The following is a 23,411-nucleotide window of genomic DNA, read 5'->3' on the forward strand; positions in this document are numbered from 1 at the left end:
GAAAGCGCAGGTAACCAGCGTGAGAACACACACCACCCCCAAAACGACACGAAGCCCCCACCGGGCCCACTGCGCAGCTCTCCCATATGTCGTCACCCACGCACCATAAGCCGAGCAGCTGCGCGATACGGCTACCGCTGATCAATCCGGCGAATCGACCAGACCCTCCCTGCACGCAACCACGCACGCAACCACCAAAAGTGCCGGCGACCTGATGCTGGCTGTCCCGATGCCGGCACCAACGCAGGTCACAACGAGATCGCCAGAACCTATGAAAAACGCCCTGGGCTGACTTCAAGGTGTGAGTCCTGCACTCGGCGGGACTCACACACCCGAGGAGCAGCAATGCCCGAACATGAGCAAACCAACGAACCCGAGCGGACTACACGCCGCGAGAAGCTCCGCACCCTCACCCAGCACATGCGGGGCGCGATCAAGGGCCTCCTCACCGTCTACATCGTCGACTGCCTCACCGACGCCAGCATCGAACAGCTCATCCAGACCATCACCAACCAGCAATAGCCTCACACACCCATGCACACGAAAAAGCCCCCCACCACACGGTGAGAGGCCCTTTACGGAGCACACAAACACTTACACAGCTAGCCCTGGTAGTTCTCATTGAAGAAGGGGGAATTTTCCGGGTCCAGGTCCAGCAGAAGCCTATACGCGGGTTCCGACTCCTCTCCGTCAGGATCTTCGAGTAGGTGGCTCAGGTCGGAGGGGGACTCGATCGAACTGATGAAGTCTTGTGCACGCTCCCGGTCTCTGCTTGGGCGCGTTCTGTCCTGCTCCGATGTGATCGCCTTCCGGAGCGTGAACTGGCCGTAGGCGGCAGCTTCCGCCGAGCTCGACGGTTGAGGGTGCGTCATATCCAGAAACTCTTCGTCGGTGAGTACCCCATCTTTGCCCTGCAATCGGTGCAGGTTCTGTGCTACCTCCCGGACCGTCGGGGTGCGGCCCGTATTGCTTGAGTAGAAGAGGTGCGACCAGGGAGTCGAGTGCGTGAGGTAGTGCGGGACGTAGAGCTTGCCCTTTGCCTGCCACCCGGTGAGCATTGAACGAGGAAAGCCGGATTTCTTCGGGTCCTCGTAGATGGTCTTGACCGTGTCGGTGGAAGCAATCGTGCAACCCCAGTGCCGTGAGTCCCACACTGAACTCGGAAGGAACACGTCCCGCCCAGCTCTCCGATCTCGAGCGATCACGTCGTGATGCAGGTCTTTGACGAGGTACCTGTCTTCTGGCCACCCGTTGAAAAAGACGTGAAAGGGAATTGCTCCCTCGATCAGGCTCTTCGTGATGAGTACGTCGTACTGCTTCTCGGTGCGGCCCTCCGTCGTGTAGCCCAGATGTTCGTACTTTCTTCCATCATGGCTGGATCGCTTGGCCTGAATGCGTAGCTGGATCCACCGGTCCTCGAAAGAGCCGATCCACCACTCCCAGTCCGCGCCGTTCCCTGCTTCTTCCGTCTTGCCGAACTTCTTCACTCTCAACGAGGGGATGAGTTGGCACAGTTGGATCAGGTTGACGTCGGTCAGACTTTCCTCCCCTGGGCCAATTCCATGCGCGATGCCGGCCTCCATGAGGGTCGAACTCGCGGCGGCGACAGTGTTCATCGCATTGAACATCTGGTTCATCGCTGTGTTTCCTCATCCTTCGGTCTGGGCGAGCGCATCGACTGTGGCTGCATCCGCCCGGTACGCGCGAACCCTCAAGTTTATGTATATCGAAAGGCGAAGGTGTCGCTGACGCACCAGAAGACACCTCCGTGCAACTAACGGCCGCGAGACGCAGGGTCGAACCAGGGCAGGTCCCATTGCCGGAATCCCCGCTTCGCCAACCCGCAGAAAGTGATCTACGTCACATTACGTGACGGAAAAACTTTGAACTCACTATCCCTCCGATAGAACCCGTACAGGGTTCGCCGAAGACTCTTTGGAGGGATCAATGGAACCAGAAACGACCATCAGCGAAGAGGAGCGCATTTACGCACTCTTTGAGCGCGCCCGCGTGTCGGGTGCCCGTGACCTCCACGGTCGGCTCACACCGGACTGCTCCGCGTTGGTAGAAGCACTGTGGACGGTCGCATTCAACACTCTGCGCGCCTTCCTGCGAGACGGCCGAATCCTCACCGCCAGTCCGATTCGCCAGTCACTGCCCCTGCTCGAGGAAGATTTGGACTATCTCTCGAAGTCCACCTACGACCGCGATGACTTGGCAATGGAGATGATCGTCGCCGCAATCGACCCGTTCGTGACCGCAGTGGTGGACGGGTCCAGGTGGGACAAAGAACGGTCCTCACTTGCGACCTATTTCATCGGTCGGTGCCTGATCAACAAGGGCACAGTCATCAAGAAATGGGTCGCGGAAAGGCGAAATCGACAACACATTCGAGAACAGGAAAGCAACGAAATCGGGACGCAACTCGATCGACTCCATCCCTTCGACCAGTCAGACCTCCTGAATGGTTTCGTGTTCGAGCTCATCCAAGGTGCCCCCTTGGAAGTGCGACCAATTCTGCACATGGTCGCCAAAGGTTTCACCATCGCGGATGCAGCACAGGAGATGGGTATCTCTGCGTCAGCGGCTCGCAACCGGCTCAGTCGGTTCCGCAAGAACGACGTCGTCACGCCCCTCGTCAACGACCTGCCTGAATCACTCTGGCCCCCGGGCTACTCGCTTATCGAGTACCTCAATACCGAGCGCAACCATCAACCTCGCCTCGAAAGTCCTCGACGAAGCGGCAAAGGCGTTGATCCGAAATACCCGAAATACGTTGGGCACCTTCGCCCCACGCTTGCACTCCCTGCTAGCCCCTTCTGAACTCAAGATCACGGAGACCCACATGAACTCGAATCGCTCTGACAGTCAGCCGAACCCGAGCGCCTACCAGTGGTACACCCATCCGCTGACCTCGCTCGTCACAGTGGGCGTGCTTGCCGTGGTGCTGATTATCCCGTTCGGTACTGCCACCGCAGCATTCATCTTGACCGGAATGCTCACCTTCTTGACCGCGTGCAAAGACGCGTATCAACCGGGTGGCAGGAGGGAAGAAACACCCGATTCATAGATGCTGGCGGACCGTCACCGCCCAATCGGTGAGGCCGGCGCCGTGTCGGTACATGCTGATCTGCACGTACCGACACGGCGATCCTGCGCACGGTCAGCCGTAGGCGTGGACTCGTCCGGGGCATCGGAGGTCGGTGATCAGCGTTGGTACCAGCGGGACACCGGTGCCGGCGGCGGCTCCGCGCTCTCGAACCATCGGGTAGGTCGCCGCGACAAATCAACCACTGTCTCGGCGCGGGGAGCGATCGGCCGCGGGGGCACCGTGATGGTGCTCGCGATGTCGTCGCCAGGATGCTCGAAGACTTTCTCGTAGGCGGCAGCGACGATCTCTCGATTGATCTCGTAGGTCTCAAGCGCGTCGAGAACGAACGGCAGCTGCGGCGAAATTTCCGGGCGAAAGAACGCGAGCAGCCGGTTGCGGTCGATCGGGTAGATCCACACGGCAGCATCGGCATTACCGGGCTTCACCCGGCGATCTGTGGACGGCCCTCCGACAACAACGACCGAGCCGCCCCCTATGGGCACCTGTCCCACAACACAACACGTTTGTTATCCGAAAAAGCGCCATCGGGCGGTCAGAATGAGGTGTGCGTCCCAACGAAGCGGAGTCTTTCACAGACGACCTGCAAGAACCACTCGAGAATACGACCTCGACGAAATCAGCCAGGTCGACCAATCACACAAGGCTCCTCGCCGGAACCGCCGTCGGAGTTGCCCTCACCGGCTTCCTGTCATTTGTAGTCTTGACCTTCTTCATCCGAGTGATCGATGGAAAGGGACCGTGGTGGCCGCTTTGGGACCATCACTTACAGGACGGTCAGTGGTTCGAGGCCACCCGAGTAACCGTCGCCTTCGTTGCACTCACTGCTGCCGGCGGCGCCGCATATCTGGCGTATCGCCGCCAGCGAACCGCTGACGAGAATCAGAAAACTGCCGCCGCAACACAATTGATCACTGCAAAGGCCTACAAACTTAGCACCGACCAGCATGAGGCCACCCTCCGAAGAGAGCTGCGGACGCGTTTTACAGATGCCGCTTCGCAGCTAGCACATCCCTCGGCTGCGGTGCGCATTGCGGGGGTTTTCGCGATGTCTGCGCTGGCTGATGACTGGCATTCAAGCAATGAGCCCGCGGAGGTTCAGACCTGTATCGACGTTCTGTGTGGCTATCTTCGACTCCCTTATGATCTAGCGCATGGCGTCAGTCATCAAACCAAACGTGTAATCAGCAGACCTCGCGTCGCTTCCGATGGAATCGCAACTGGAGAAATCGAGGAACACTTCGAGATCCGACAGAACGATCGAGAAGTCCGCAAAACAATTATCCGCGTAATAGGAGACCACCTGCAAAAATCCTCTTGTCCCTCGTGGAGTGACCGATCATTCGACCTTCAAGAAGCAGTGCTGGAGGACGTCCGCCTTGTGGGTTCGATTTTTCGTGGGCCGATATCATTTGACCGAGCGCAGTTCTACGGGACGCGAACATCGTTCAGCCAGGCAATATTTCATGGCGAAGGTGCGTCGTTCACCGACACGGAGTTCCACAGTGAAGAAGCGTCGTTCGACAAAACCGAGTTCTACGGCGAGCACGCGAAGTTCGACCAGGCAAAATTTCATGGAAGGAAAGCATCGTTCATAGAAGCAAAATTCCATCGAACGGAAACCTCGTTCGACGGGGCGGAGTTCCACAGCACAAAAACACTGTTCATCGACGCAGAGTTCACCGGCCAGGGAACCTCCTTCGGCCGCGCGAAATTCCACGGCGATTGGACATCGTTGAAGGGCGCGAAGTTTCTCGGGGAATGGACATCGTTCGACGGGGCGGAGTTCCACAGCACAAAAACACTGTTCATCGACGCAGAGTTCACCGGCGAGGAAACTTCGTTCCTTCGGGCGGGGTTCTTCGGAGAGGAAACCTCGTTCGATCGGGCTACGTTCCTCGCCAAAAAGACATCATTCGACAAGCCAGTCAGGTGGAATCAAGTCCATTTCGACTGGGACCCTCGACCTGGACTTGCGCCCACCGCAACTAAGCCCGACTCGATTTCCCCCGCCAAATGGCGGCCGGAAGCGTCAACCGCGGTCCACCCCTAGGCGTCCTGTCAGAGCAATCTCGCAGGACAGCGTCACTCCTACTCGCGATCTCCAGACGATACTGGGCATATGCCGCCCTACGACAAACCAGTCTTCAAAGCCAAACTTGCAGCGAAAGCTCTCGCAGACGAAATAAACGATGACCTCGACGATACGGTTGGGGGAATCAACTGGTGGGCCAACTATCAGTTGACCCGCAGTACTTTGGCTGAGCTCTCTCACTACGCTGTCAGCGCAGCTCGGAGCATTGCGACGAGCTTGGACGAATCCGCCCTGCACTATTACCAGTATCAGGAACGCATACGCGCTGAAGACATCTTCCTCACTCGCAAACTTGCCGAAGGATTCGGTCAGCCAACTAAACTCAATGACCGTCTCGAAATCGACCGACGCCGAGAAGCGGAAATCGGAGCACACCGAACCGCGTTCTTTCGCTCCATCGGATCCACCCTCGATATCCTCACCGGAACTGCAATCGTCGTCGGTGGCCTCTCATTGAACGTACTCCGCGCCGACTTCGGAATGCTTTGCACATCCGACACCTCGGACAACTACCCATATCTCACCGGACAAACTGGCAAAAAACTGCAAAAGGCCCTCTCCCTCGACGACGCTGCCGGTGCAGCGCTACAAGAAGCATTCCTACGCAGTATCGTGCGGCAGTCGTTGCCGCCGGCCCCAAGGGCTGGGTCCAATGGACCCTCGAGACTCGCAACAGCTTCGTCCACCGATCGCAATGGATGAAGATGACCATGCATCACCGATCACACCGCAAGGCCCCCCACAACCTGGATTCGCCCCCTCCCACGAAAGCCAGCCACCAGTGAAGGCGCATCCCTAAGGACCGCCGACACCCTTGCCGACACCTATCTCACCGAAGACACACTCGATTCCATGTACGGGGTCCCTCACCTCCATCGACGCGTTGACCAAAGCCGTCATCGAGCAGTGCTCTCAGCTGTGGCTCCGACGCCGTATCAATCCCACGCTCCTCGCACAACCAGCGTCGCAGTGGGCACCACCCCCCCTGCGCCCACCAACTTCGACGGATACAACCCACAAACCGCACAACAAGTATTCGACGACGCCGGCTTCATCCTCGTGCATCCCAGCGAAGGAAAACGTCTTGCGACACTCACAGACGAACCTACGTAAGCCTGGCACCATGTAGCCGAGAAGAATCATGCGCGAAAGAGCCGCTCTCGAAAGTCTCTCTCCCTCCGCCCGAATGCACGTGAAGCCAAATCCTTTTCTCATTACCCCACGTAGCAGGACGTGACGGCCCGTGCAATTTCGTATCGCCCGCAGTCGCATTCGGCGAAGGGACGCTGATTTTTACCACATAGGACCGCAGCGCTGTGCCCGTTTCGGAAGTGAATAGAGCGGCGCATAGAATCGCGGCAATACTGCTCGGCGCACAGACCCACACTGACCGGAGTTAGCACTACTGATGGAGTACGGACGCTATGTCACGAAGTGCAACCGAGAACGCCGGTTCAGTCACACTCCACGCTGAAGACCTAATCGATGATCGGGAACTGGCCGATGTTGGAGAGGACCGACTCGCCCATGAGGGCATCGTTGGTCAACTGGCATCTCTCGTTTCGTCGGTCAGTACCCCATCGAACATCGCGCTTTACGGCCCTTGGGGTTCGGGTAAGAGTGGTATTGCCAACTTGCTCCAATCCCAGATAGATCGCAAGAACGGCATTCGTTTCGTTCGCTTCGATGCCTTCAAGTACGCCGACGTCCCTCTGCGGCGCAATTTTATCAGCGCCGTCGCGAAAGGTCTCGGCCAGAACGACAGCAAATACCATGCCGATCTTTACAGCGGGCGGACGAAGACCGATATCCGTGTCCCACCGGCCGCGATCGTGAAGTTAATCTGCGTCTTCGCACTTCTCATGACCGCGCTGACATTGATACTAGGCGTCGTCGTTGCAATCGTGGCCTGGGTTCAGCACGGCGAATATTGGGTCTCGTTCCGTGCTCTGTCCAAGCAAGTCGTTACCGCCGGTCTACTGCCGGCAAGCCTGCTCGCCGCTTTGATCACCCTGGCCAGTAAGACATTCAGCGTGGATCGCAGTCTCGCAAAACCAGAGAGCGACGAACAGTTCGAACAGCTCTTCCGTGACCTGGTATCCGATACACGTGCGAAACGTCTGGTCGTATTCGTCGACGAACTCGATCGATGCTCAGCTACCGAAGTTGTCGCCACCCTGGACACGGTACGTACCTTCCTCGGTATCGACAGATGCGTGTTCATCATCGCAGCGGACCAAAACGTCCTCGAGGAAGCACTCACACGGGCGGCGAAACAATCGACACCTGCGAACGCGGCTAACCCCTACTACAGCACCGGCAGCGCCTACCTCGACAAAGTCTTCCAGTATCAGATCAGCCTTCCGCCACTGCTGACCCAGAGCGTCAGCAAGTACGCGAACATGCTGGTCAGTGATCGCGGCGGAATCTGGGCTGAAATCAAGACCGAGTATGTTCTCTCGGTTCTTGTTCCTACTCATGTGTCCAGCCCCCGTCGCGTCAAGCACCTCTTGAACACGTTTGCTTTGACCTACCGTCTGGCAGAGGAACGACACCGGACCGGTCTCTTGTCCGAGCATCCGCGCGACAGTGCCGCCGCGATCGCCCGACTCGTCTGTCTGCGCGTCGAGTTCCCCTTGTTCGCACGAGATTTGGCGGTCGACTCGAACCTACCGAGCTTGGTGCTTCAACTGATGCGAGACGAAACCGAACCCTTCCCGGCCAGCGTCTCCGAACGCGCACAACAACTGGCTCGGGCCTACGCCCTCGCCGGCGCGCCCCCAGCCACAGTTCTGACATCCAGAGAAAACACCAGCGCCTCCGGCGACGAAGAACAAACGGAGAATACGACCAGCGAGCGTGACGCCGACGCGATGACAGACGCTGGTTCGCCCACACCAACCACCAAAGCCCACAACAAACAACTGCTGAACTACCTGAGCCGCACGCGACAAGTGCCGGGACCTTCACGCAACCTGATCTACATGCAAAGCAGCGGAGCCGTTTTCGGCCTCGACGGTGAACTCGCCCTGGCCCTCGAACAAGCCGCCGAGGACGAGGACCTCGAAACGCTCAAGCGCCGAGTCACCGGGCTCAATGAGACGGAACGAGACGGTGTCCTCGAACTCTTGAACCAGCAGATCCGTACAGGAAGCGGAGTAGCCGCACCCAACACAGCACGCTCCTTCCTGCTCCTCACTTCGAGCATGCCGGATCTTCACATCGCCCGTGTCGTCGACGCCGTCGCCGAGGAAATCTGCGGACTGCATGACGACGCGACGGGAGTACTCGACAAAGACACCGTCGCCAGCGCATGGACGCTTGCCAACGCCTGCTCTGAGACCGGAGCACGCGCACTTCGCGCTCGCGTAGTGGCCGCGACACTCACACCTGGGTCGAAAACACCGAAAGACTTCCTCGTCAACGACGCACTGATAGCCCTCGGCGCGGCACCAGATGAAATGTCGGACTACCTCGCATCGTCGCTGGTCTCCGAGAATGGGATCAACACACTCGACTTGCTCTTCGCTGCTCCAGACGACGACGTCATACAGGTACTCACGACACTCCGCGCGGACGTCACCAGACGAGCCACAGACGCTCTCGCTGCTCACAAAGAATGGACCGAAGCACAACAACAGTCGAGCACTGTATCCCCAGGCACCACGAGCACCGCATCGGCACCCGAAGAGGAGCCCTACGACCCCACTACACTCCTACTCTCACTTGCCGAACACGCCGGCACACGCGAGACACCCGTGCAACACGAAACCATTCGCCTTCTCCTCGCCATCGATGCACGACCTGCACGGGACTCGGCCGAACAACTCATCCGTCGAAGCGAACCCACCACGCAGCCGGAACTAGCAGCCGCACTTCTCACATCTGGCCGACGCCGCCATGCGAACCTATGGCCGGTGTGGTTGCAGGCAGTAGCTCCGGCAGCGATCCAGCCGGCTCACGCCGTGTTGATCAATCGACTGCTGACCAGCTTGTGGGCGAACGAATCGCCGGATGACGAAACGAAAGCCGTACTCGATGCACTGCAACCACTTATCGCCGCCCTCCCACCCGGCGCCCAGCCAGACCTCACCTCAACGATCACCAACGAACTGGACACCTTCGTCACCAGTAGTGACGAAGCGTCCGAGCGCCGTCGATTGCTGACACGAGCTGACCTGTTCACCGCCGCCGGACTCGTCGACGGCTCCCTCGTCGCAGCGGCTGTCGTGTCCACACTTCAAGACACCCTCGCCGAAACCCTGAGTCCAGTAGGCCGCGACGACCCGCTGTACCGATACATCACCAACAACGGAGCCACCGCAGTCGCCGCCCGAGCAGGATCGACCAACGATACCGAGATCCATGGAATCCTGAGCGAAGCAGAATCCAGTCCCTGGCTCGACGAACTCGGGCACGTCGAAGTTCCGCTCATCATCGCTACCCACAGTGGGCTGGCGCCTGCCGAAATGACAGCGCTCCCTACGCCTCAGATGATGGCCGAGGTTATCGACAACTACGCAGATCAGTCATCTCGCGCCGCGAGTCTGTGGGTGAGTTTGACAAAACCAGGCCCGGACGACTTCGTATTAGTCTTCGACCGACTCGCGGCCGCCCACGCTGTCTCAACTGAGTTCGTAGAAGCCGCGGAGTCCACCCAAAAGGACTGGGGATCCGATCAACGACGCCCAGTCCTCAACCACTACCTCAACGAACCCGACACAAGTGCCCCCGACGAACTCACTCTGCGGGCAATCGGACTGGCCGCTGCCGACGACAAAATGGTGGCAGATCTACTCTGCGACCGCTTCTCCCGCGCAACGAACAACACTCAACGCCGTGCCGTCGTGGACCTTTGGACCAACGCGCACATCAACGAAACGGCAGCACGCAAAAAACTGATCGAAACAATCGTCTACGGCCTCCTCGCCCTCAGCACCTCCGACAGCCGCAACGTAAGCGCAACCGAACTCGCACTCACCGCGCTAGACACTCTGGGCGACCCCCTGCCCTACGGCATAAAAGGAGCACTCGGAGAACGAATCAAAACAGCCGTCGACGGAAACAAAGACCTCGAAACCAAAGCTTTACGTGTCCTCCCACGACTCGGCTACTCAACCACTACCGGCGGTTTCTTCGGAAGATCCAAACGGGTGCAGTACACCAGCAACTAGTAATTGCGCCGGGATGCCGGCTCGCACGGTTCACCGACTGCAGTCCGGCGGCCTCCGATGATTGCAACGGCCGGCCGATAAATACCTGCTGCCAATACTGGAGGGCCCGCGTATCGCGATCTATCGGTAGTTATCGCAAGATATGGGAAATTTTCCATATTTGGCTATAGTCGTCGAGATGGACCTCGAACTGAATCCCTTCAAACCCGGCTCCGGCCTACGCCCACCCGCCCTCGAAGGACGCGACAAACAGATCGAGGAGTTCGACCTCCTGGTAGCGCGCAGCAAGCGCCGCAATTACGACCGCGGCATGATCCTCTCCGGGCTGCGCGGAGTCGGAAAGACAACACTGCTCAATACCCTCGCCGAGCATGCAGATCGTCAGGGATGGCTGACCATCGGCATCGAAGCGCGTCCCAACGACGCCGGCACTGCGGCGGTCCGCGCCAAACTCGCCCAAGAACTGACCGTCGGTTTACGACGTTACAGTCGCAAACACAAGATTCAACACGCCATCGACCCCCTGATCGACATCGCTCGCGGCTTCTCCCTCGGTGTCGGGCTCGGACCCGCCACCGTCAACTTCTCCGCCGGCCACCCCGCGACAAGCGGCGACATCGACCTCGACTTCGAGGAACTCGTCGAAGCCATCACCGCTGCCCTCCGCACGCGCAACAGCGCATTCGGGCTGTTCATCGACGAAATGCAAGACCTCGACAACGACTTGCTCTCCGCGCTGTTGGCTGTCCAACACCGCGCCAGCCAACGCGAATGGCCGTTCTTCCTCATCGGCGCGGGCCTACCGAATCTCCCCTCCGTCCTCGCCGACAACCGCTCCTACGCCGAACGGCAATTCCTCTACAACACCATCGGCCCCCTCACCCGACACGCCGCCGCCGACGCACTACGAATACCTGTCCAGCGCCACGGCGGAGACTTCACCGACGACGCGCTCGCCCTCCTCGTCACCGCCAGCGGCGGATACCCCTACTTCCTTCAGGAATACGGCAAAGCGATCTGGAATCTCGCCCCAACCACGCCGTTCGAACTCTCCGACGCCGAACTCGCCGTCGACGTCGGACGGCGCCATCTCGACGAAGGCTTCTTCCCCTCCCGCTGGGACCGCGCCACCGACCGAGAACGCCGCTACATGAGAGCGCTGTCGGTAACCGGCGAACAACAACCACGGTCGGGCAAAGTAGCCGAACTCATGGGGTCGACCCCCGGCGGAGTCAGCGACGTCCGCGATACCGCCATCCGTAAAGGCCTGATCTGGGCACCCGAACACGGCCGCATCGCCTTCACCGTCCCCGGCATGGCCGACTTCATCCTCCGCCAATCCACCGAATAACCCCCCGACAACCGCACCATCGCCTGCTGATCGCAGTAGCAGACCTACAACCAGCACACCGCAACCGTTTGAGCGGCACGAGTTTCAGTCAGCCACGGATCACCGGCTGAGTGCGCTCATGGACCACGGTCTGGCCGAGGCTTCACAGCAGACGCTCGCTGGGCTGGGCTCGGCATCAACGAGGCACAGTGGAACCGATGGATCGGGGCCATCCGCGGGATTGTGTTCGGGTCGAGCGGCCGTACCGTGCCGACGAGTTGTTCGGTCGCGATGTCGGCTTCCCTCCCATGCCATGTCCTGCTCCTAGGCATGTTTCGAGGCTGAACTGCTCGTCGTTGGTGAACACGACCCCAGCACACACCATGCCCCGACTACGCACAGAACAAGCGCACACCACCAACCCTGTCCCACACAGTGTCCAGACCCACCCCAAAGCGAGAGCAGGGCCGGAACAGAGGCAGCGAAAACTACACTGGCCGAGCCTCTTTCAAACGCCTCACCGCCCCTGAACATCCCTCAGGTAACGGCGGAAGCACATGCCCCGCGACATCGGTACTCACCCGAGGCCCGTTCGGCATGCCTCACCGTTGCCGAGCGGGATATTCATCGCGTTGACCCAGGGTGCGCTTCGGCTGATCACACACAAGCTTCGCAGGATCTCCACGACGAGCCACCGTGTGCTACGGACACCAGGTTCCCGCGAACCGGCCTATAAGACAGTATGTTTCATTTTCGAGGACACATTTGTAGTTTCACCACATCACTGACGGGTACCCAGAACAACGGCGGCGCGCTGCACACGTGACGGGTCGTCGATATGGCTTCTGAACAGTCAGCACCGACCCGACAGCAGCCATTGCATGTCCACGCGAGCAACGGCGGATGTGCACGATCCGCCGACCACCGTCACCAGTAGTCGGCGGATCGCCCACGTCGCCCGTCCGTCCGTGCATGATGTCGAGAACTTTCTCGACGGCCGTGTCTCCCCTGACTGCCCGCGTACCGGCACAGTTCAGAAACAACGGCAGATACCACTCGCCGCAGCCTCTACGGGGCGCACGCGCGAAGACCACCCTCGATACGCGGTGAAGAACCGTCGAGTTTTCTGATCACCCGCCCACGGCCTGGCCTGAGTCTTCCACTTCGCGGAAGCCGGAGAGCAGTTCGCGGACGGTCGCATACCCGGAAGCGACGAACGCTCCGGCCAACACAGCAACCAGGTCGGTCCGCGTAGGCAAACGTGACGTGCTGTGACCACCAGGAAAGTCACGGACGGCCCCGACCAGGCGCGCCCCGATCGTCGATCGCATCGCTGCACGCTTACTGCAATCCCGCGACTCTCTGTGAGCACTGTCGAGGCCCAGTCGCCCGACATCCTTAGGTGTAGATGTTCCGCCCATATCAATGCGACAAGGTCAGATCCTTCACATGCGAAGATGAATACAATGAGCACACGAGACGATCAGATCGAACCGACCGGATACGGCGAACTGCTCGAACAGATCAAGACACAAGTACGCGACGCACGCGCGCAGGCTGCACGCAGAATCGACACCGAACTCATCACGCGGCACTGACAGATCGGCACCACGATCCAGCAACGACAAGCGAGAGAAGGCTGGGGCACCAAGGTCATCTCCCGCCTCGCCGACGGCCTACGCACCGAATTCCCCGAGCCAATTGCGCAACAACCTGATGCGCGATTGCCTTGGGGCCACATCACCGAGCTCCTCGACCGACTCTCGACTGGTGTTCGCCGCCGAGGATGGACTCGAGCTCGCCTAAGTCTTTCTCGTCTCCTCGAAGAGATTCACCGGATGCCGGTGCGGTACATGCTAGGTATCAGTGAGAAAAGATGCCGCTCACAAGACTTCGGTGTGCGGCGTCGAACGCATCGACGACGTCGGCTTTGATTCGCCCACGCGGGGAAACATCGAAGCCGTTCTTGCCGGCCCACTCCCGGATTGCCTGCAGTTGTTCCGCTGATCGACCAGACCCTGACGCCTTGCGTGCGGTCGAGGTTGTCGTACGCACCTTGCCTCCAGCGGAGACTCTCTCCGCAGACTTGATGAACGGGGCGAACGCCGCTTCGATCTTGTCGGCGTTAGCCGGGCGTAAATCAATCCGATAATCAGCGCCCTGATAGGAAAACGTGACCTGACGGCCCAATCCGGTGTCGATAGGTTTTCCGTCGAGATCGTCGACGAGTTGGCGAATCAATATTTCGGCCACAGAAGTCCTCTTCGTTGTCTCGATGAATGATATTGGCGTTCATGCTATCTGCAGTATCACGCAATCGCGCGTTCCCACTGACCTCGGTCCTACCGCGCCGTAACGCGGGCACCCCGGGGTGCCGGACGCGGCGATCACGTCCGCAGCCGCGCTGCGGCCACCCTCTCGCTCGAATCTTTCCTGGCCTGACTAATCCATCCCCTCCAATTGGACAATTTAACACGAATCCTGTTGCATCCTTTAGTTTCTCAGAACTAAGACCAGTCACTCGACAACAGAAGTGACACCCGAAGACAGTCGAACCCGTACGCCGGCGCCGCCGGTTCGCGCAGAATGGTAGTCCGCGTACACGCGAATGAACCCCCGGGAGCGGTGCAATGATCCGACGACAGCTCGGCCAAGCATTGACGGTGATCGCTCTCGCCTCCGCGGCCCTCTCGACCGAACCCGTCCACGCGCAGAAACCGTCGCCAAACACGACGCCGGGCACAGTGACCGCGGCACCCTGCCACACTCCTAGGCAAGATGGTCTCCATGAGCGCACACGCAGACCTGCTCCTGGCCGTCGCGATCCCCGCCGGCGGCCTGATCGTGTTCACGCTGGCCTTCTACCTGCTCGGCCGTAGGATGCGGCGGCTGCGCCGCGACGGCCGCCTCACATACCCCGCGAAGACCACACCCGGCAGCAACGACTTCTCCAACAATGCCGTGTGAGCCCGAGCCGCCTTGGAATCCGGAAGCTTTTCGATCACCGGCAAAGCTCTGCCAGGAACGAAGACTGGGTCCATGCACCACAATCGTCCGGCGCATTTCGCCCGCGCCCTTGCCCTGTCAGCCGGAATATTCTCCGGCGTGGTTGTGGGCGCCATGAGCAGCAACCCGTGGGAGGGAGTCTCCACCGGTTCCGCAATCGCTGCCGCCTTCGTCCTGACACGCATACCCATACGGAGCTGACCCGACCCATCATCGATGGACGGGGTTTCTTCTCACCCCGACGCGACCGACCACACACGCGCCCACCCGCCGGGCAGGTACACGACGAGCAAGCACAAGTCTCGAAACGCTTGCACCCCAACTGCGCACGAGAGCCTAAGCGCTTCAGTCCTCGTAAGACCATTTTGTGCATCCACACCCCAACCGGAACGCCACGTAGCCAAGAAGCCAAGAAGCCACAACGATCACGGCAGCAGGCATCAAACACGGAAACCAACGAGTAACCTCTCGCGATCTCGCTGCCGTGTGACCGGACCAGCGCCAGCACAAGCCATCTCAGCCTCCGACAGGGCGGGAGCCGGACACTCCCCCGCCCCGGCCACCTACCTCACAGGGCCTGAACGTCGACAGCCTGAGGCCCCTTCACACCGTCCCCGATCTCGAACTCCACGAACTGCCCCTCTTCGAGAGACTTGTACCCCGACCCGGCAATACCCGAATAGTGCACGAAGACATCCCCACTGCCATCCTCAGGAGAGATGAACCCGAACCCCTTTTCCCCGTTGAACCACTTCACGGTGCCGCGCGCCATAACCTGACCTTCCTTCCCGTTTCCTGGCCGAACCTCTCGACCACTACGAGCAATCCTGCCAGCGACGCGCTCGCTTCCCGGCCCCGACAGGCATCACTTTTTTCGAGTACATTCACGCCGGGGCCGGACTCGACAATGAAGATCAACTCGATCCGTCCCACGCGTGCACCGCATCGGCTCAGCTCCTGATCACATCTTCCCGCCCAGCAACTGTGATGAATGACTGCACACGGCCGGCGGACTGACGATCGGGCATCTCACCCAATAGCAGTTCATCTACGTTTACTTCACGTAATCAGTTAGCACTCGGATCAATAGAGCGCTAACTTGACTGAGGTCCGTGTCACATAAGGGGAGACGCCCGACCTGAGTCACAGCCACAGGGTTGGTCGAACCTCAGACGCGAAATACCGACCATGCCCTCGTCACGACATCAGCCACACCTCAACCACGAAGGAGGAACATGACCGCCGCCATCCCCCGCAACCCCCGTACCGCAAACCCCATGCGCCCCTCCGTCGATCGCACCGAAGCGCACCCGCAACAACCCTCACGACTACCCACCGCGTCGATCATCTTAGGGGCACTGTCTATTTCGGCGTTCTGGCTGGTCGAACTCAGCTTCGTGCTGGGGGTCACCGCGGTGATCTGCGGCGCCGTCGCCATCTCCCGGTCCACCGTTGCCGACAGTGATGCAGCATCACTACGAGCCTTACTCGGCATCGTCGCCGGTACCGCCGGGATCACCATCTCCACCGGCGCTGCACTCCTGCCGATGCTGGCAGAATTGTGAAAAACACGAGGATGCATCGCGCGCATCCTGCAGACGCCGCACAGAGGCGTACCTCGTGGTGTCAGAGCAGCAAGCATCGTAGACTTCTCTGCTCGACATGAGACAAGTTCAGCGAAGACCCCAGCCAAGTCACATCCCCCCAACGCAGAGACTTCGAAGACTCTGCAGCGCAATACAATAGAGAAGAATCCGAAGACCACTCGGGCCGACGGCTGGGCTACAGGACGGCGAACACTGCCGCACCATTCCGCCGGTACCTCCTCCTCTCGGACGGCTCACAGATCGCACGCCGGCAAGACCACGAGAACCACCAGAATGGATCGCTGTCATGTCTCGCCTCGCTGCTATGGCCACCGAACCACACACCGACACAGTCGCGCACCAGAAAACCGCCGCAGCCACGCTCCGCGCAGCGCCACTCAGGGTTGCAGCTGCTCGGCAGATGCCCCGAAATCCCGATCAACCACGTGCCTGACCACCCAGGGGGATAGGGAGAATGCCGACCAATCGGCCCCGGGCATGGCATTGTTCTCACCCAAAGGTCGAGTGAGGCGCGACACCCCACATTCGTTGAGGAGAAAGGCGGCTCTGATGCCCCGAGCCGGACTGACAGCCTCGGCCGTCCCGTATCAACACCCTGCTCCTCGAATCTCTCACCGGAACCCTACTCACTAGCTCAGAGGCGCAATACATTTCGAACGCCACCGAAGCCGTCACCAGCTACCTCGACACCACCTCCGGACGACGACGATAATCACGACGGGTTGATGTCCGGAATTCCCCGATCAATCGAGCACTCCTGGTCTGTTCGTGCACGTGAGGTCATCACAGAACCGTCCACCATGGAAGACGGCCGAGCTGCGAGAGCGGGTGATCGACCTACTGCCCGGCTGCCTGGATCAAGTGTTACCGCGCTCGCATCACCAAATCCTCTCGCGCCGATATCATCCAACGCCTACGAAAATGTTCCCGCAGCATCCGGCCCCTGACGCTACGAACACAACGACGAAGAGCATGAGAGCACGCCGCCGAAGGGCGGCACACTCCGAACCAGTAAGAATGTGCCGGGCCGACGCTCGTGCACCCTCACTCAGCTGGGCCAATGCTCGAAAGTATCAATGACTTTGTGCTCGTCGGGGCGCCACGGCGTGAGGTTTCGTCAGCGTCGCGCACCACCCCCAGCTCCGCTGCGATGTTTCTTACGGAATGTTCAAGGGTGCAATTCTTTTCGCAACGCCGCCCGTTGCAACGGTGTGAGGAAATTATTGGCCCGGGCTGTGCCTGCTGCATCCATATCCTGATTTACTATCCCACGGCAGGATCGGTGCTTCTGGGTGAACGACCGGTCCTGCCTCACAAGCGGGCATCACGCCGGTCGCGTGTTCCTCACGCGTAGAAATGGCCCCACATAGAAACCCGCGTGACGGGCGATTCGGTCGACTGCCCCGACAGAGCACCTAACCACCGAACACGTCACCACCGACCGGACAGCAGATGCGATGTCAGAGCAAGCGACGCAGGCTCGCAATCCCTCAATACCATCGAGCTACAGGTTCGCAGCATTCTGGTTCGAACAGGAGGTAGCGGATCAACAAGAGCTGCCGCTTCGCTCAACGTCACGGTCCCCGGCCACGCTGAGGCCCCGCGGACCCCGAACAACAGCGCCGCTGCATACACCCACGCCACCGAAACCATGCATCAAGATCACTCACACAGAATTCGCCACAGGCAGCATTCCCCCAATCAGAGATGATCAGCTCAGACTCAAACCACCGAGTAGCGCACGCAGCGGACCCAGCAGATCTTCGACACTCGAGACGACACTGGTTTCACCCACCCGTACAGAAACGGTGTTTTCGAACTTCGTCTTGTTGTTGTCCTTGCACTCCCACGACACGGAATAGAGACCTGCTGCGTACGGGCCGAAGGTGATCGACTCGACGGCAGCACCGTCCTTGTACTTCGCTTCCTTCTTCGCCACCCGTGTCTCGGACGAGTCGTAGATCTTGAATTCGCACTCGCGCAATCCGTTTGAATCGGCAGTCGGCGTAACGGTGATGGTCAGATCGTCGTTTCCGACGACACCGACGGTCGGCGCTGCAGCTGCGATACCGCTCGACAGTAGAACAACCGGTGCGGCGAGCGCTGAGACAACAGATGCGCGGAACAGGGTTCGGTTCATGAATCCTCATATCTGGAGTGAAAGCCAAGTGGGACAGTTCAGTTGATGGTCTCCGCGCGCGACACAGTACACGTCCGGGAGAATCAGATCGAAAGATAGCAGAGATTCATTGGTTGTAGTTGAGCTACGATTTACTCTGATCGATCACTCATTGAGGTGACGTGAAGGCACAGATATCTCCGTACGTTCCAGGTGGTTTCGCTGTACTGAAGGAACCGACGTAGCTCCCCATCTCGGGAACCTTCGGTGTTATCGTCCAGCACAGCCGCGTATCGAGATGCGGTATTCCGCACAGTATCAACCATTTTCGCGCTCACGGATCCACCGAGCACCCGTGTCTCCGGTTTGCAGCGCCGAACGAAAGAAGCAACCGAACATGAAGCACACCGCCATACGTACCGCCGCTCTGGCCAGCTTGACCGTGCCACTTCTGCTTCTGGCCCCGGCATTGGCCTCGGCCGACCCCGTCGTCACCGTCACCGCCAACACCGACCTCACTATCACCGTGAACCCGGTCGCCGACGAGAACGGCTTGAAGGAATGCGAGTTCAAGATCAAGAACTCTGCAGACAAGACCGTCGACGAAAAGAAGATCAAGTACGTCAAAGAGGGGATCGATGTCGGCCCCATCTCTTTCGGCCCGCTCGCGGTCGGCGACTACGTCGTGAAATCGGAGTGCGAGACCATTCCGGGCAAGAAGTTCAAGACGAATATTCCCGTCTCGGTAGCCGAAGTACCGATCGTCGACCCCGGCACAACCGAACCCGGCACGACGGAACCCGGCACAACCAATCCGAGCACCGGATCTGCAGATCTCGGATCGTTCTTCGAATCCATCTTCGGCAAACTCAGCCAGAGCTGACCCACTTCCGCAGCAAAGGAACACTGTTCGTGAAATCGATGCCGGTAGCGCTCGCGCTCGCAGCAGCAACGACGCTGAGCACCCTCGCCCTCATTCCAACGGCCGAAGCTACGCCGAGCCCGCAGCGCACCGTCGTCGACGCTTCCTCGTGGAGGGCCTTGTGCACTCCGACCGACAAGGGACTCGAGGAATTGTCGGGCCTGACTGTCACCGGCGGAAGTATGTACGCCATCGGTGACAGCAATTCCGACGACCGTGTCGCCGAACTGGACTCACACTGCCGCCTAACGCGATGGATACCGGTCCCCGTGCCGCGTGTCGACGTCGAGGACCTGGCGGCTTCCAGCGATGGAACTCTCTGGCTCGCCGACATCGGTGACAACAAGGCCAAGCGCTCGGCTGTCGCCTTGATTCCGATAACACCCGACGGCGTCACCACCGGCGCACGTCGACTGTCCTATCCCGACGGCGCCCACAACGCCGAGGCACTCCTGCTGACGCGGGCCGGAACACCGATCATCGTGACCAAAGACTTCTCCGGAACCGCCGGAATCTACACCCCGGCAACCCCTGCCACCATTTCCGAACTCAGCACCACAGCGGTCACTACACTGCAGAAAATCGGGTCCGTGACCATCACACCCACGGCGACGCCCGGGGGGTACAAAGGTACGGAGGGCAGCAAAACCGTCACAGGCGGTTCCGTCAGCGCCGACGGAACCGTAGCGGCACTACGTACATACTCGGACGTCTACCTCTACTCGGCGCCCGACGCAGACATCGCATCCGCGCTCACCACGACCACCCCGGTACGTGTCCCGTTACCCAGCCAGCCACAAGGTGAGGCCATCGCCTTCACCCCGGACGGTGACCTGATCAGCGGATCGGAAGCGAACGGCGGCGCCTTGCCACCACTACTCGTCTTGCGCGGCGCAACCACGCTCGCCCACGTCGGCGCCGGGGCAGTCGGTTCTCTCGATCCACTCCTCGCGCCGTTCGGATCCTAAAACATCGAGGACGCCGGAAGGCTTGCGCTGAGTGAAGTAGCTACCTACCGATCCGACTTGACCACCCTAGACGAATTACTCGGGCTTGCGCGACGCGAGCAGGACGCGCGGTCGACTCGCCGCCACAGTTCGGGCACTCGTTGCCCATCGCCGCCGAACAGTCGACGCAGAAGGTGCATTCGTATCGAACGAGGGGTAGCGGGTGCCGGCCTCCCAATCGCCACATGCCGGCTCCTGCGCCCCGCATGCAACGTCGACGTCGGGGCCGTACAGCTCGGCGGCGTCGAGGGCGCGGGTGATCCGGTACGGGGCCCAACGCGCCGGTGGCCCACTGCTCGTAAGCCAGGTCATGGGCGGCTCGACGCTGCGCCGCAGTGAAAGCCCACTCGGCTCGTTTCCGCAGACGCGCTGCTGCCCGGTCCCCCGCTGCACGAAATCTGGAGCGTGCGGGCATCGTGTTCTCGTCGGTCACAGCGTCTGCGGTTTCCCGTCGGCGCGAGCTGCGTTCTCGTCGAGAACGTAGCCGGCAGGGGTTCGGAACACGTCTTCCCCCCACGCAGTGTGAGAACGGTGACGAGAGCTTCTCACGGTGTGCAGTCGGGACGGGAGATGACGCACCTCGATCGCTGCCAACCTTTCCCCGTCGGTGGCCTTGATATGCGAAATCAGATCCCGCTCGGCATCGGAGAGCTCAAGGACGCCGGAAGGCTTGCGCTGGGCGAGATAGCTACCGATTCGACCTGCCCATCCCCGACGAATCAGTCGGGCGTGCGCGACGCGAGCAGGATGCGCGGTCAACTCGCCGCCACAGTTCGAGCACTCGTTGTCCATCCCGACTGAGCAGTCGACGCAGAAGGTGCATTCGTAGCTGCATATCGTTGCGGCGGAGGCATTGTCGAGGCAGGTGCCGCATCTCTCGCACATTCTTTTCATCGCCAACATTCGCCGCTCCTGGAGCCGCCTCGCTTTCCGCCGCAGCGCATCTGTCAACGTCACAGAACTACACCTGCCCGGATTCGACCTACACCGGTCACACACACCCATCTCCCTGCCACTTCACGCGTCCGTCAAGCCCGCCCGGCGCGGTGTTACGGCACGATGATGTGCACGATCGATCGGTGATTCGGAGGAAGCAATGAGCAAAGACTTTTACACTGCGCCGGAGCTAGCGGATCTGGGCTATGTGTCCGAGCGTCTGACGTCGATATTCGGTGAACCTGATTCCGTCGACGGGGAGCTGCGTTGGGATGCCGACACCGTTGACGCCGTCGAGCCGGACGTACTCGCTCCCGCTGCTCGGATCATGTTCGATGCCTTCGCTCCGGACCCGAACACACCCGTCCAGATGAACGGATCGAACCTCGCCCTCGGCTGGCCGCAGATGAAGCAGATGCCCGCCCGCGCGGCGATGCGGGAATCCTGACCACTCGTCCAGCACGCCGCCTGGAAGGACTCGTTCATGAAGACCTATCGCGACTTCGAGTGGAAGGCAGCACACGTGAACGCAGCGCCGACAAACCCGAACATTTACTGCGGAGTAGATACCCACGCCGACACCCACCACGCGGCAATCGGCACAGAACACGGCGTCTTCATCGAAGAACGCCAATTCTCCACAACACGAACGGGATACGACGAATTTGCTGAGTGGATGAACAACGTCGGACACGTCATCGCCGTCGGAATCGAAGGCATCGGCTCCTACGGCGCCGGCTTGACCCGACACCTTCGCAACATTGATACCGCGGTGGTCGAGGTTCCCCGCCCCAACCGACGCTTGCGGCGCGATCACGGCAAAAGCGATCCCATCGACGCCGAAGCTGCAGCCCGCACCGTCCTCGCCCGCCACCAAGTTTTCGAACCCAAATACTGCACTGGTCTGATCGAGTCCATTCGAGCCCTGCGCATCGCACGGAACAGTGCAGTGAAAGCGGCTACCGCCGTGATCAACGCCCTCCGGTCGATGATCGTTACCGCACCCGAACAACTTCGCACCCAACTGCTAGGGCACTCGCAGGGACAACTGCTCGACGCATGCGCGGCGCTCACCCGTAGTCTCGGCGATCTTGCGGATCCCTCCGAGGCGACGATGGGCGCATTACGGTCCCTGGCACGTCGTGTCGGCGAACTCCGCAAGGAAGCACGTGATCTAAAAAAAGACACTGACACAACTGATCAACGATTCCGCACCACGCACAGCCGGGCTCTTCGGGCTCGGACCGGACACCGCGGCTGCCCTGTTGATCACTGTGGGCGACAATCCGGAGCGACTCCGAAGTGAAGCCTCGTTCCCTCACCTGTGCGGGGTGGCACCGATACCTGCCTGGTCGGGGAAGACGAACCCGCATCGGCTTCATCGCGGTGGTGACAGACGCGCCAATCAGGCGCTGCACACCGCGGCCGTCGTTCGCCACAGGTACCGCGACACCGCCCGCGAATATGCGAACCGTCGCACGTCAGAAGGTAAATCGATGCCCGAGATCATCCGGTGCCAGAAGCGCTACCTTGCCCGGGAAGTGTTCAGCGCACTACGAGCGGATTATCAGGGGCTGACCACTTGACGTCTATACGGAGCGTCCCGAGCAGTCTCCTTGAGCGCGGCCTTTTCGAGTTCGACTTCGGCGAGGAGCTTCTTGAGCAGGGCGTTCTCATTCTTGAGTTCCTTGAACTCTTTAGCGTCGTCGGCTTTCGTACCGCCGTACTGCTTGCGCCAGTTGTAGAGCGTCAGCATTGACGTCGAGTTGTCGGACGATTTCCTCGACGTCGCGCCTGCGGCGACAACTTCGTCACCTTGGCGCAGCTTTCGGATGACCTGTTCGGGCGTATGCCGTTTGCGTCCAGCCATGAGATGAAGCCTTTCATGCCCCTTGATCAGGGCGGAAGGATTCTCATAACTTGCGGCTCACTTGATGGGGGCCATACCAGACCAGCCCGTCTACCTCAGTCCCGGGCCAGCAACGTCTATACCCATAACATCTAGTCCGATACAATGATCTGATAACCTTTATCATCCCAACTTTCGGAAACAAATTTTCGTTTGATTCGTGGTATTTTGAGTTCTGCAATCCTCCCCCGAATTTC

26 protein-coding genes are annotated in these 23,411 nt (G+C 60.1%); 17 read left to right on the forward strand and 9 right to left on the reverse strand.

All coding sequences use genetic code 11. The features are described from left to right. Window positions 1-345: 345 nt before the first annotated feature. Window positions 346-522, forward strand: a complete 177-nt coding sequence (locus P3G66_RS29590) for a hypothetical protein (protein WP_276117544.1) — start codon at window positions 346-348, stop codon at window positions 520-522. Between the two features lie 80 nt (window positions 523-602). Here the strand turns inward: P3G66_RS29590 and P3G66_RS29595 are convergent, their stop codons facing one another. Further along, window positions 603-1,637, reverse strand: a complete 1,035-nt coding sequence (locus P3G66_RS29595) for a DUF6615 family protein (protein WP_276117545.1) — start codon at window positions 1,635-1,637, stop codon at window positions 603-605. Between the two features lie 310 nt (window positions 1,638-1,947). On the opposite strand from P3G66_RS29595, the gene P3G66_RS29600 reads away from it, so the two are divergent. After that, window positions 1,948-2,823, forward strand: a complete 876-nt coding sequence (locus tag P3G66_RS29600; RefSeq protein WP_276117546.1) for a helix-turn-helix domain-containing protein — start codon at window positions 1,948-1,950, stop codon at window positions 2,821-2,823. Between the two features lie 22 nt (window positions 2,824-2,845). Beyond that, entirely contained in the window at window positions 2,846-3,070 is a 225-nt protein-coding gene (locus P3G66_RS29605; RefSeq protein WP_276117547.1) for a hypothetical protein, read from the forward strand. Between the two features lie 137 nt (window positions 3,071-3,207). Here P3G66_RS29605 and P3G66_RS29610 read toward each other — a convergent pair whose 3' ends face one another. After that, a complete protein-coding gene (locus P3G66_RS29610; protein ID WP_276117548.1) occupies window positions 3,208-3,537 on the reverse strand; it encodes a hypothetical protein in 330 nt (109 codons plus the stop codon). Window positions 3,538-3,656: 119 nt separating this feature from the next. Between P3G66_RS29610 and P3G66_RS29615 the strand changes: the two genes are divergently transcribed. The 5 genes from P3G66_RS29615 (at window position 3,657) to P3G66_RS29635 (ending at window position 12,838) form a co-directional block, all read left to right on the forward strand. Then, a complete protein-coding gene (locus P3G66_RS29615; RefSeq protein ID WP_276117549.1) occupies window positions 3,657-5,162 on the forward strand; it encodes a pentapeptide repeat-containing protein in 1,506 nt (501 codons plus the stop codon). A 69-nt stretch (window positions 5,163-5,231) separates the two neighbouring features. Next, window positions 5,232-5,906 (forward strand): hypothetical protein, encoded by a 675-nt coding sequence (locus P3G66_RS29620; RefSeq protein WP_276117550.1) that lies wholly within the window; start codon window positions 5,232-5,234, stop codon window positions 5,904-5,906. Between the two features lie 722 nt (window positions 5,907-6,628). Continuing rightward, on the forward strand, window positions 6,629-10,378 hold the full coding sequence (locus tag P3G66_RS29625; protein WP_276117551.1) for a P-loop NTPase fold protein: 3,750 nt from the start codon (window positions 6,629-6,631) through the stop codon (window positions 10,376-10,378). Between the two features lie 178 nt (window positions 10,379-10,556). Next, the gene (locus P3G66_RS29630) at window positions 10,557-11,729 is read left to right on the forward strand and encodes an ATP-binding protein (protein ID WP_276117552.1); all 1,173 of its coding nucleotides are present in this window, start codon (window positions 10,557-10,559) and stop codon (window positions 11,727-11,729) included. An 860-nt stretch (window positions 11,730-12,589) separates the two neighbouring features. Beyond that, window positions 12,590-12,838: a hypothetical protein gene (locus P3G66_RS29635; protein WP_276117553.1), complete on the forward strand. Its 249-nt coding sequence runs from the start codon at window positions 12,590-12,592 to the stop codon at window positions 12,836-12,838. Here the strand turns inward: P3G66_RS29635 and P3G66_RS29640 are convergent, their stop codons facing one another. Then, window positions 12,839-13,039, reverse strand: a complete 201-nt coding sequence (locus tag P3G66_RS29640; protein WP_276117554.1) for a hypothetical protein — start codon at window positions 13,037-13,039, stop codon at window positions 12,839-12,841. A gap of 135 nt (window positions 13,040-13,174) precedes the next feature. On the opposite strand from P3G66_RS29640, the gene P3G66_RS29645 reads away from it, so the two are divergent. Beyond that, complete coding sequence (locus P3G66_RS29645; RefSeq protein ID WP_276117555.1) at window positions 13,175-13,306, forward strand: hypothetical protein; 132 nt, start codon at window positions 13,175-13,177, stop codon at window positions 13,304-13,306. Window positions 13,307-13,571: 265 nt separating this feature from the next. Here P3G66_RS29645 and P3G66_RS29650 read toward each other — a convergent pair whose 3' ends face one another. Continuing rightward, the gene (locus tag P3G66_RS29650; protein WP_276117556.1) at window positions 13,572-13,961 is read right to left on the reverse strand and encodes an Lsr2 family protein; all 390 of its coding nucleotides are present in this window, start codon (window positions 13,959-13,961) and stop codon (window positions 13,572-13,574) included. A 534-nt stretch (window positions 13,962-14,495) separates the two neighbouring features. Here P3G66_RS29650 and P3G66_RS29655 point away from each other — a divergent pair. Together P3G66_RS29655 and P3G66_RS29660 are read left to right on the forward strand one after the other, a co-directional pair. After that, complete coding sequence (locus P3G66_RS29655) at window positions 14,496-14,675, forward strand: hypothetical protein (RefSeq protein WP_276117557.1); 180 nt, start codon at window positions 14,496-14,498, stop codon at window positions 14,673-14,675. A gap of 72 nt (window positions 14,676-14,747) precedes the next feature. Next, the gene (locus tag P3G66_RS29660; RefSeq protein WP_276117558.1) at window positions 14,748-14,915 is read left to right on the forward strand and encodes a hypothetical protein; all 168 of its coding nucleotides are present in this window, start codon (window positions 14,748-14,750) and stop codon (window positions 14,913-14,915) included. A gap of 367 nt (window positions 14,916-15,282) precedes the next feature. Here P3G66_RS29660 and P3G66_RS29665 read toward each other — a convergent pair whose 3' ends face one another. Next, window positions 15,283-15,486: a cold-shock protein gene (locus P3G66_RS29665; RefSeq protein WP_276117559.1), complete on the reverse strand. Its 204-nt coding sequence runs from the start codon at window positions 15,484-15,486 to the stop codon at window positions 15,283-15,285. Between the two features lie 463 nt (window positions 15,487-15,949). Here P3G66_RS29665 and P3G66_RS29670 point away from each other — a divergent pair, with 463 nt between their 5' ends. Then, entirely contained in the window at window positions 15,950-16,279 is a 330-nt protein-coding gene (locus tag P3G66_RS29670; protein ID WP_276117560.1) for a hypothetical protein, read from the forward strand. A gap of 1,753 nt (window positions 16,280-18,032) precedes the next feature. On the opposite strand, the gene P3G66_RS29675 is transcribed toward P3G66_RS29670, so the two are convergent. Continuing rightward, entirely contained in the window at window positions 18,033-18,461 is a 429-nt protein-coding gene (locus P3G66_RS29675) for a hypothetical protein (protein ID WP_276117561.1), read from the reverse strand. A 376-nt stretch (window positions 18,462-18,837) separates the two neighbouring features. Here P3G66_RS29675 and P3G66_RS29680 point away from each other — a divergent pair, with 376 nt between their 5' ends. After that, entirely contained in the window at window positions 18,838-19,323 is a 486-nt protein-coding gene (locus P3G66_RS29680; protein ID WP_276117562.1) for a hypothetical protein, read from the forward strand. Between the two features lie 29 nt (window positions 19,324-19,352). Continuing rightward, window positions 19,353-20,330 carry a hypothetical protein gene (locus tag P3G66_RS29685; protein ID WP_276117563.1) on the forward strand — a complete coding sequence of 326 codons (978 nt, stop codon included), beginning with the start codon at window positions 19,353-19,355 and terminating at the stop codon, window positions 20,328-20,330. Window positions 20,331-20,370: 40 nt separating this feature from the next. Here the strand turns inward: P3G66_RS29685 and P3G66_RS31990 are convergent, their stop codons facing one another. Both P3G66_RS31990 and P3G66_RS29695 read right to left on the reverse strand, forming a co-directional pair. Then, complete coding sequence (locus P3G66_RS31990; protein WP_346349171.1) at window positions 20,371-20,784, reverse strand: DUF1272 domain-containing protein; 414 nt, start codon at window positions 20,782-20,784, stop codon at window positions 20,371-20,373. Between the two features lie 14 nt (window positions 20,785-20,798). After that, on the reverse strand, window positions 20,799-21,374 hold the full coding sequence (locus P3G66_RS29695) for a DUF1272 domain-containing protein (protein WP_346349172.1): 576 nt from the start codon (window positions 21,372-21,374) through the stop codon (window positions 20,799-20,801). A 91-nt stretch (window positions 21,375-21,465) separates the two neighbouring features. Here P3G66_RS29695 and P3G66_RS29700 point away from each other — a divergent pair, with 91 nt between their 5' ends. Genes P3G66_RS29700 through P3G66_RS29710 form a run of 3 tightly spaced genes read left to right on the forward strand, consistent with a single transcriptional unit; the run spans window position 21,466 to window position 22,891 of the window. Beyond that, window positions 21,466-21,753 (forward strand): hypothetical protein, encoded by a 288-nt coding sequence (locus tag P3G66_RS29700; protein ID WP_276117564.1) that lies wholly within the window; start codon window positions 21,466-21,468, stop codon window positions 21,751-21,753. Window positions 21,754-21,789: 36 nt separating this feature from the next. After that, entirely contained in the window at window positions 21,790-22,611 is an 822-nt protein-coding gene (locus P3G66_RS29705; RefSeq protein WP_276117565.1) for a transposase, read from the forward strand. After that, window positions 22,580-22,891, forward strand: a complete 312-nt coding sequence (locus P3G66_RS29710) for a transposase (protein WP_276117566.1) — start codon at window positions 22,580-22,582, stop codon at window positions 22,889-22,891. Before P3G66_RS29705 ends, P3G66_RS29710 begins: the two co-directional genes overlap by 32 nt. Here P3G66_RS29710 and P3G66_RS29715 read toward each other — a convergent pair. Next, the gene (locus P3G66_RS29715; RefSeq protein ID WP_276117567.1) at window positions 22,873-23,175 is read right to left on the reverse strand and encodes a transposase; all 303 of its coding nucleotides are present in this window, start codon (window positions 23,173-23,175) and stop codon (window positions 22,873-22,875) included. The two genes, P3G66_RS29710 and P3G66_RS29715, sit on opposite strands and share 19 nt — an antisense overlap. Window positions 23,176-23,411: the final 236 nt, after the last annotated feature.

Source organism: Rhodococcus sp. C3V, from assembly GCF_029269915.1.
Lineage (GTDB): Bacteria > Actinomycetota > Actinomycetes > Mycobacteriales > Mycobacteriaceae > Rhodococcus_F > Rhodococcus_F qingshengii.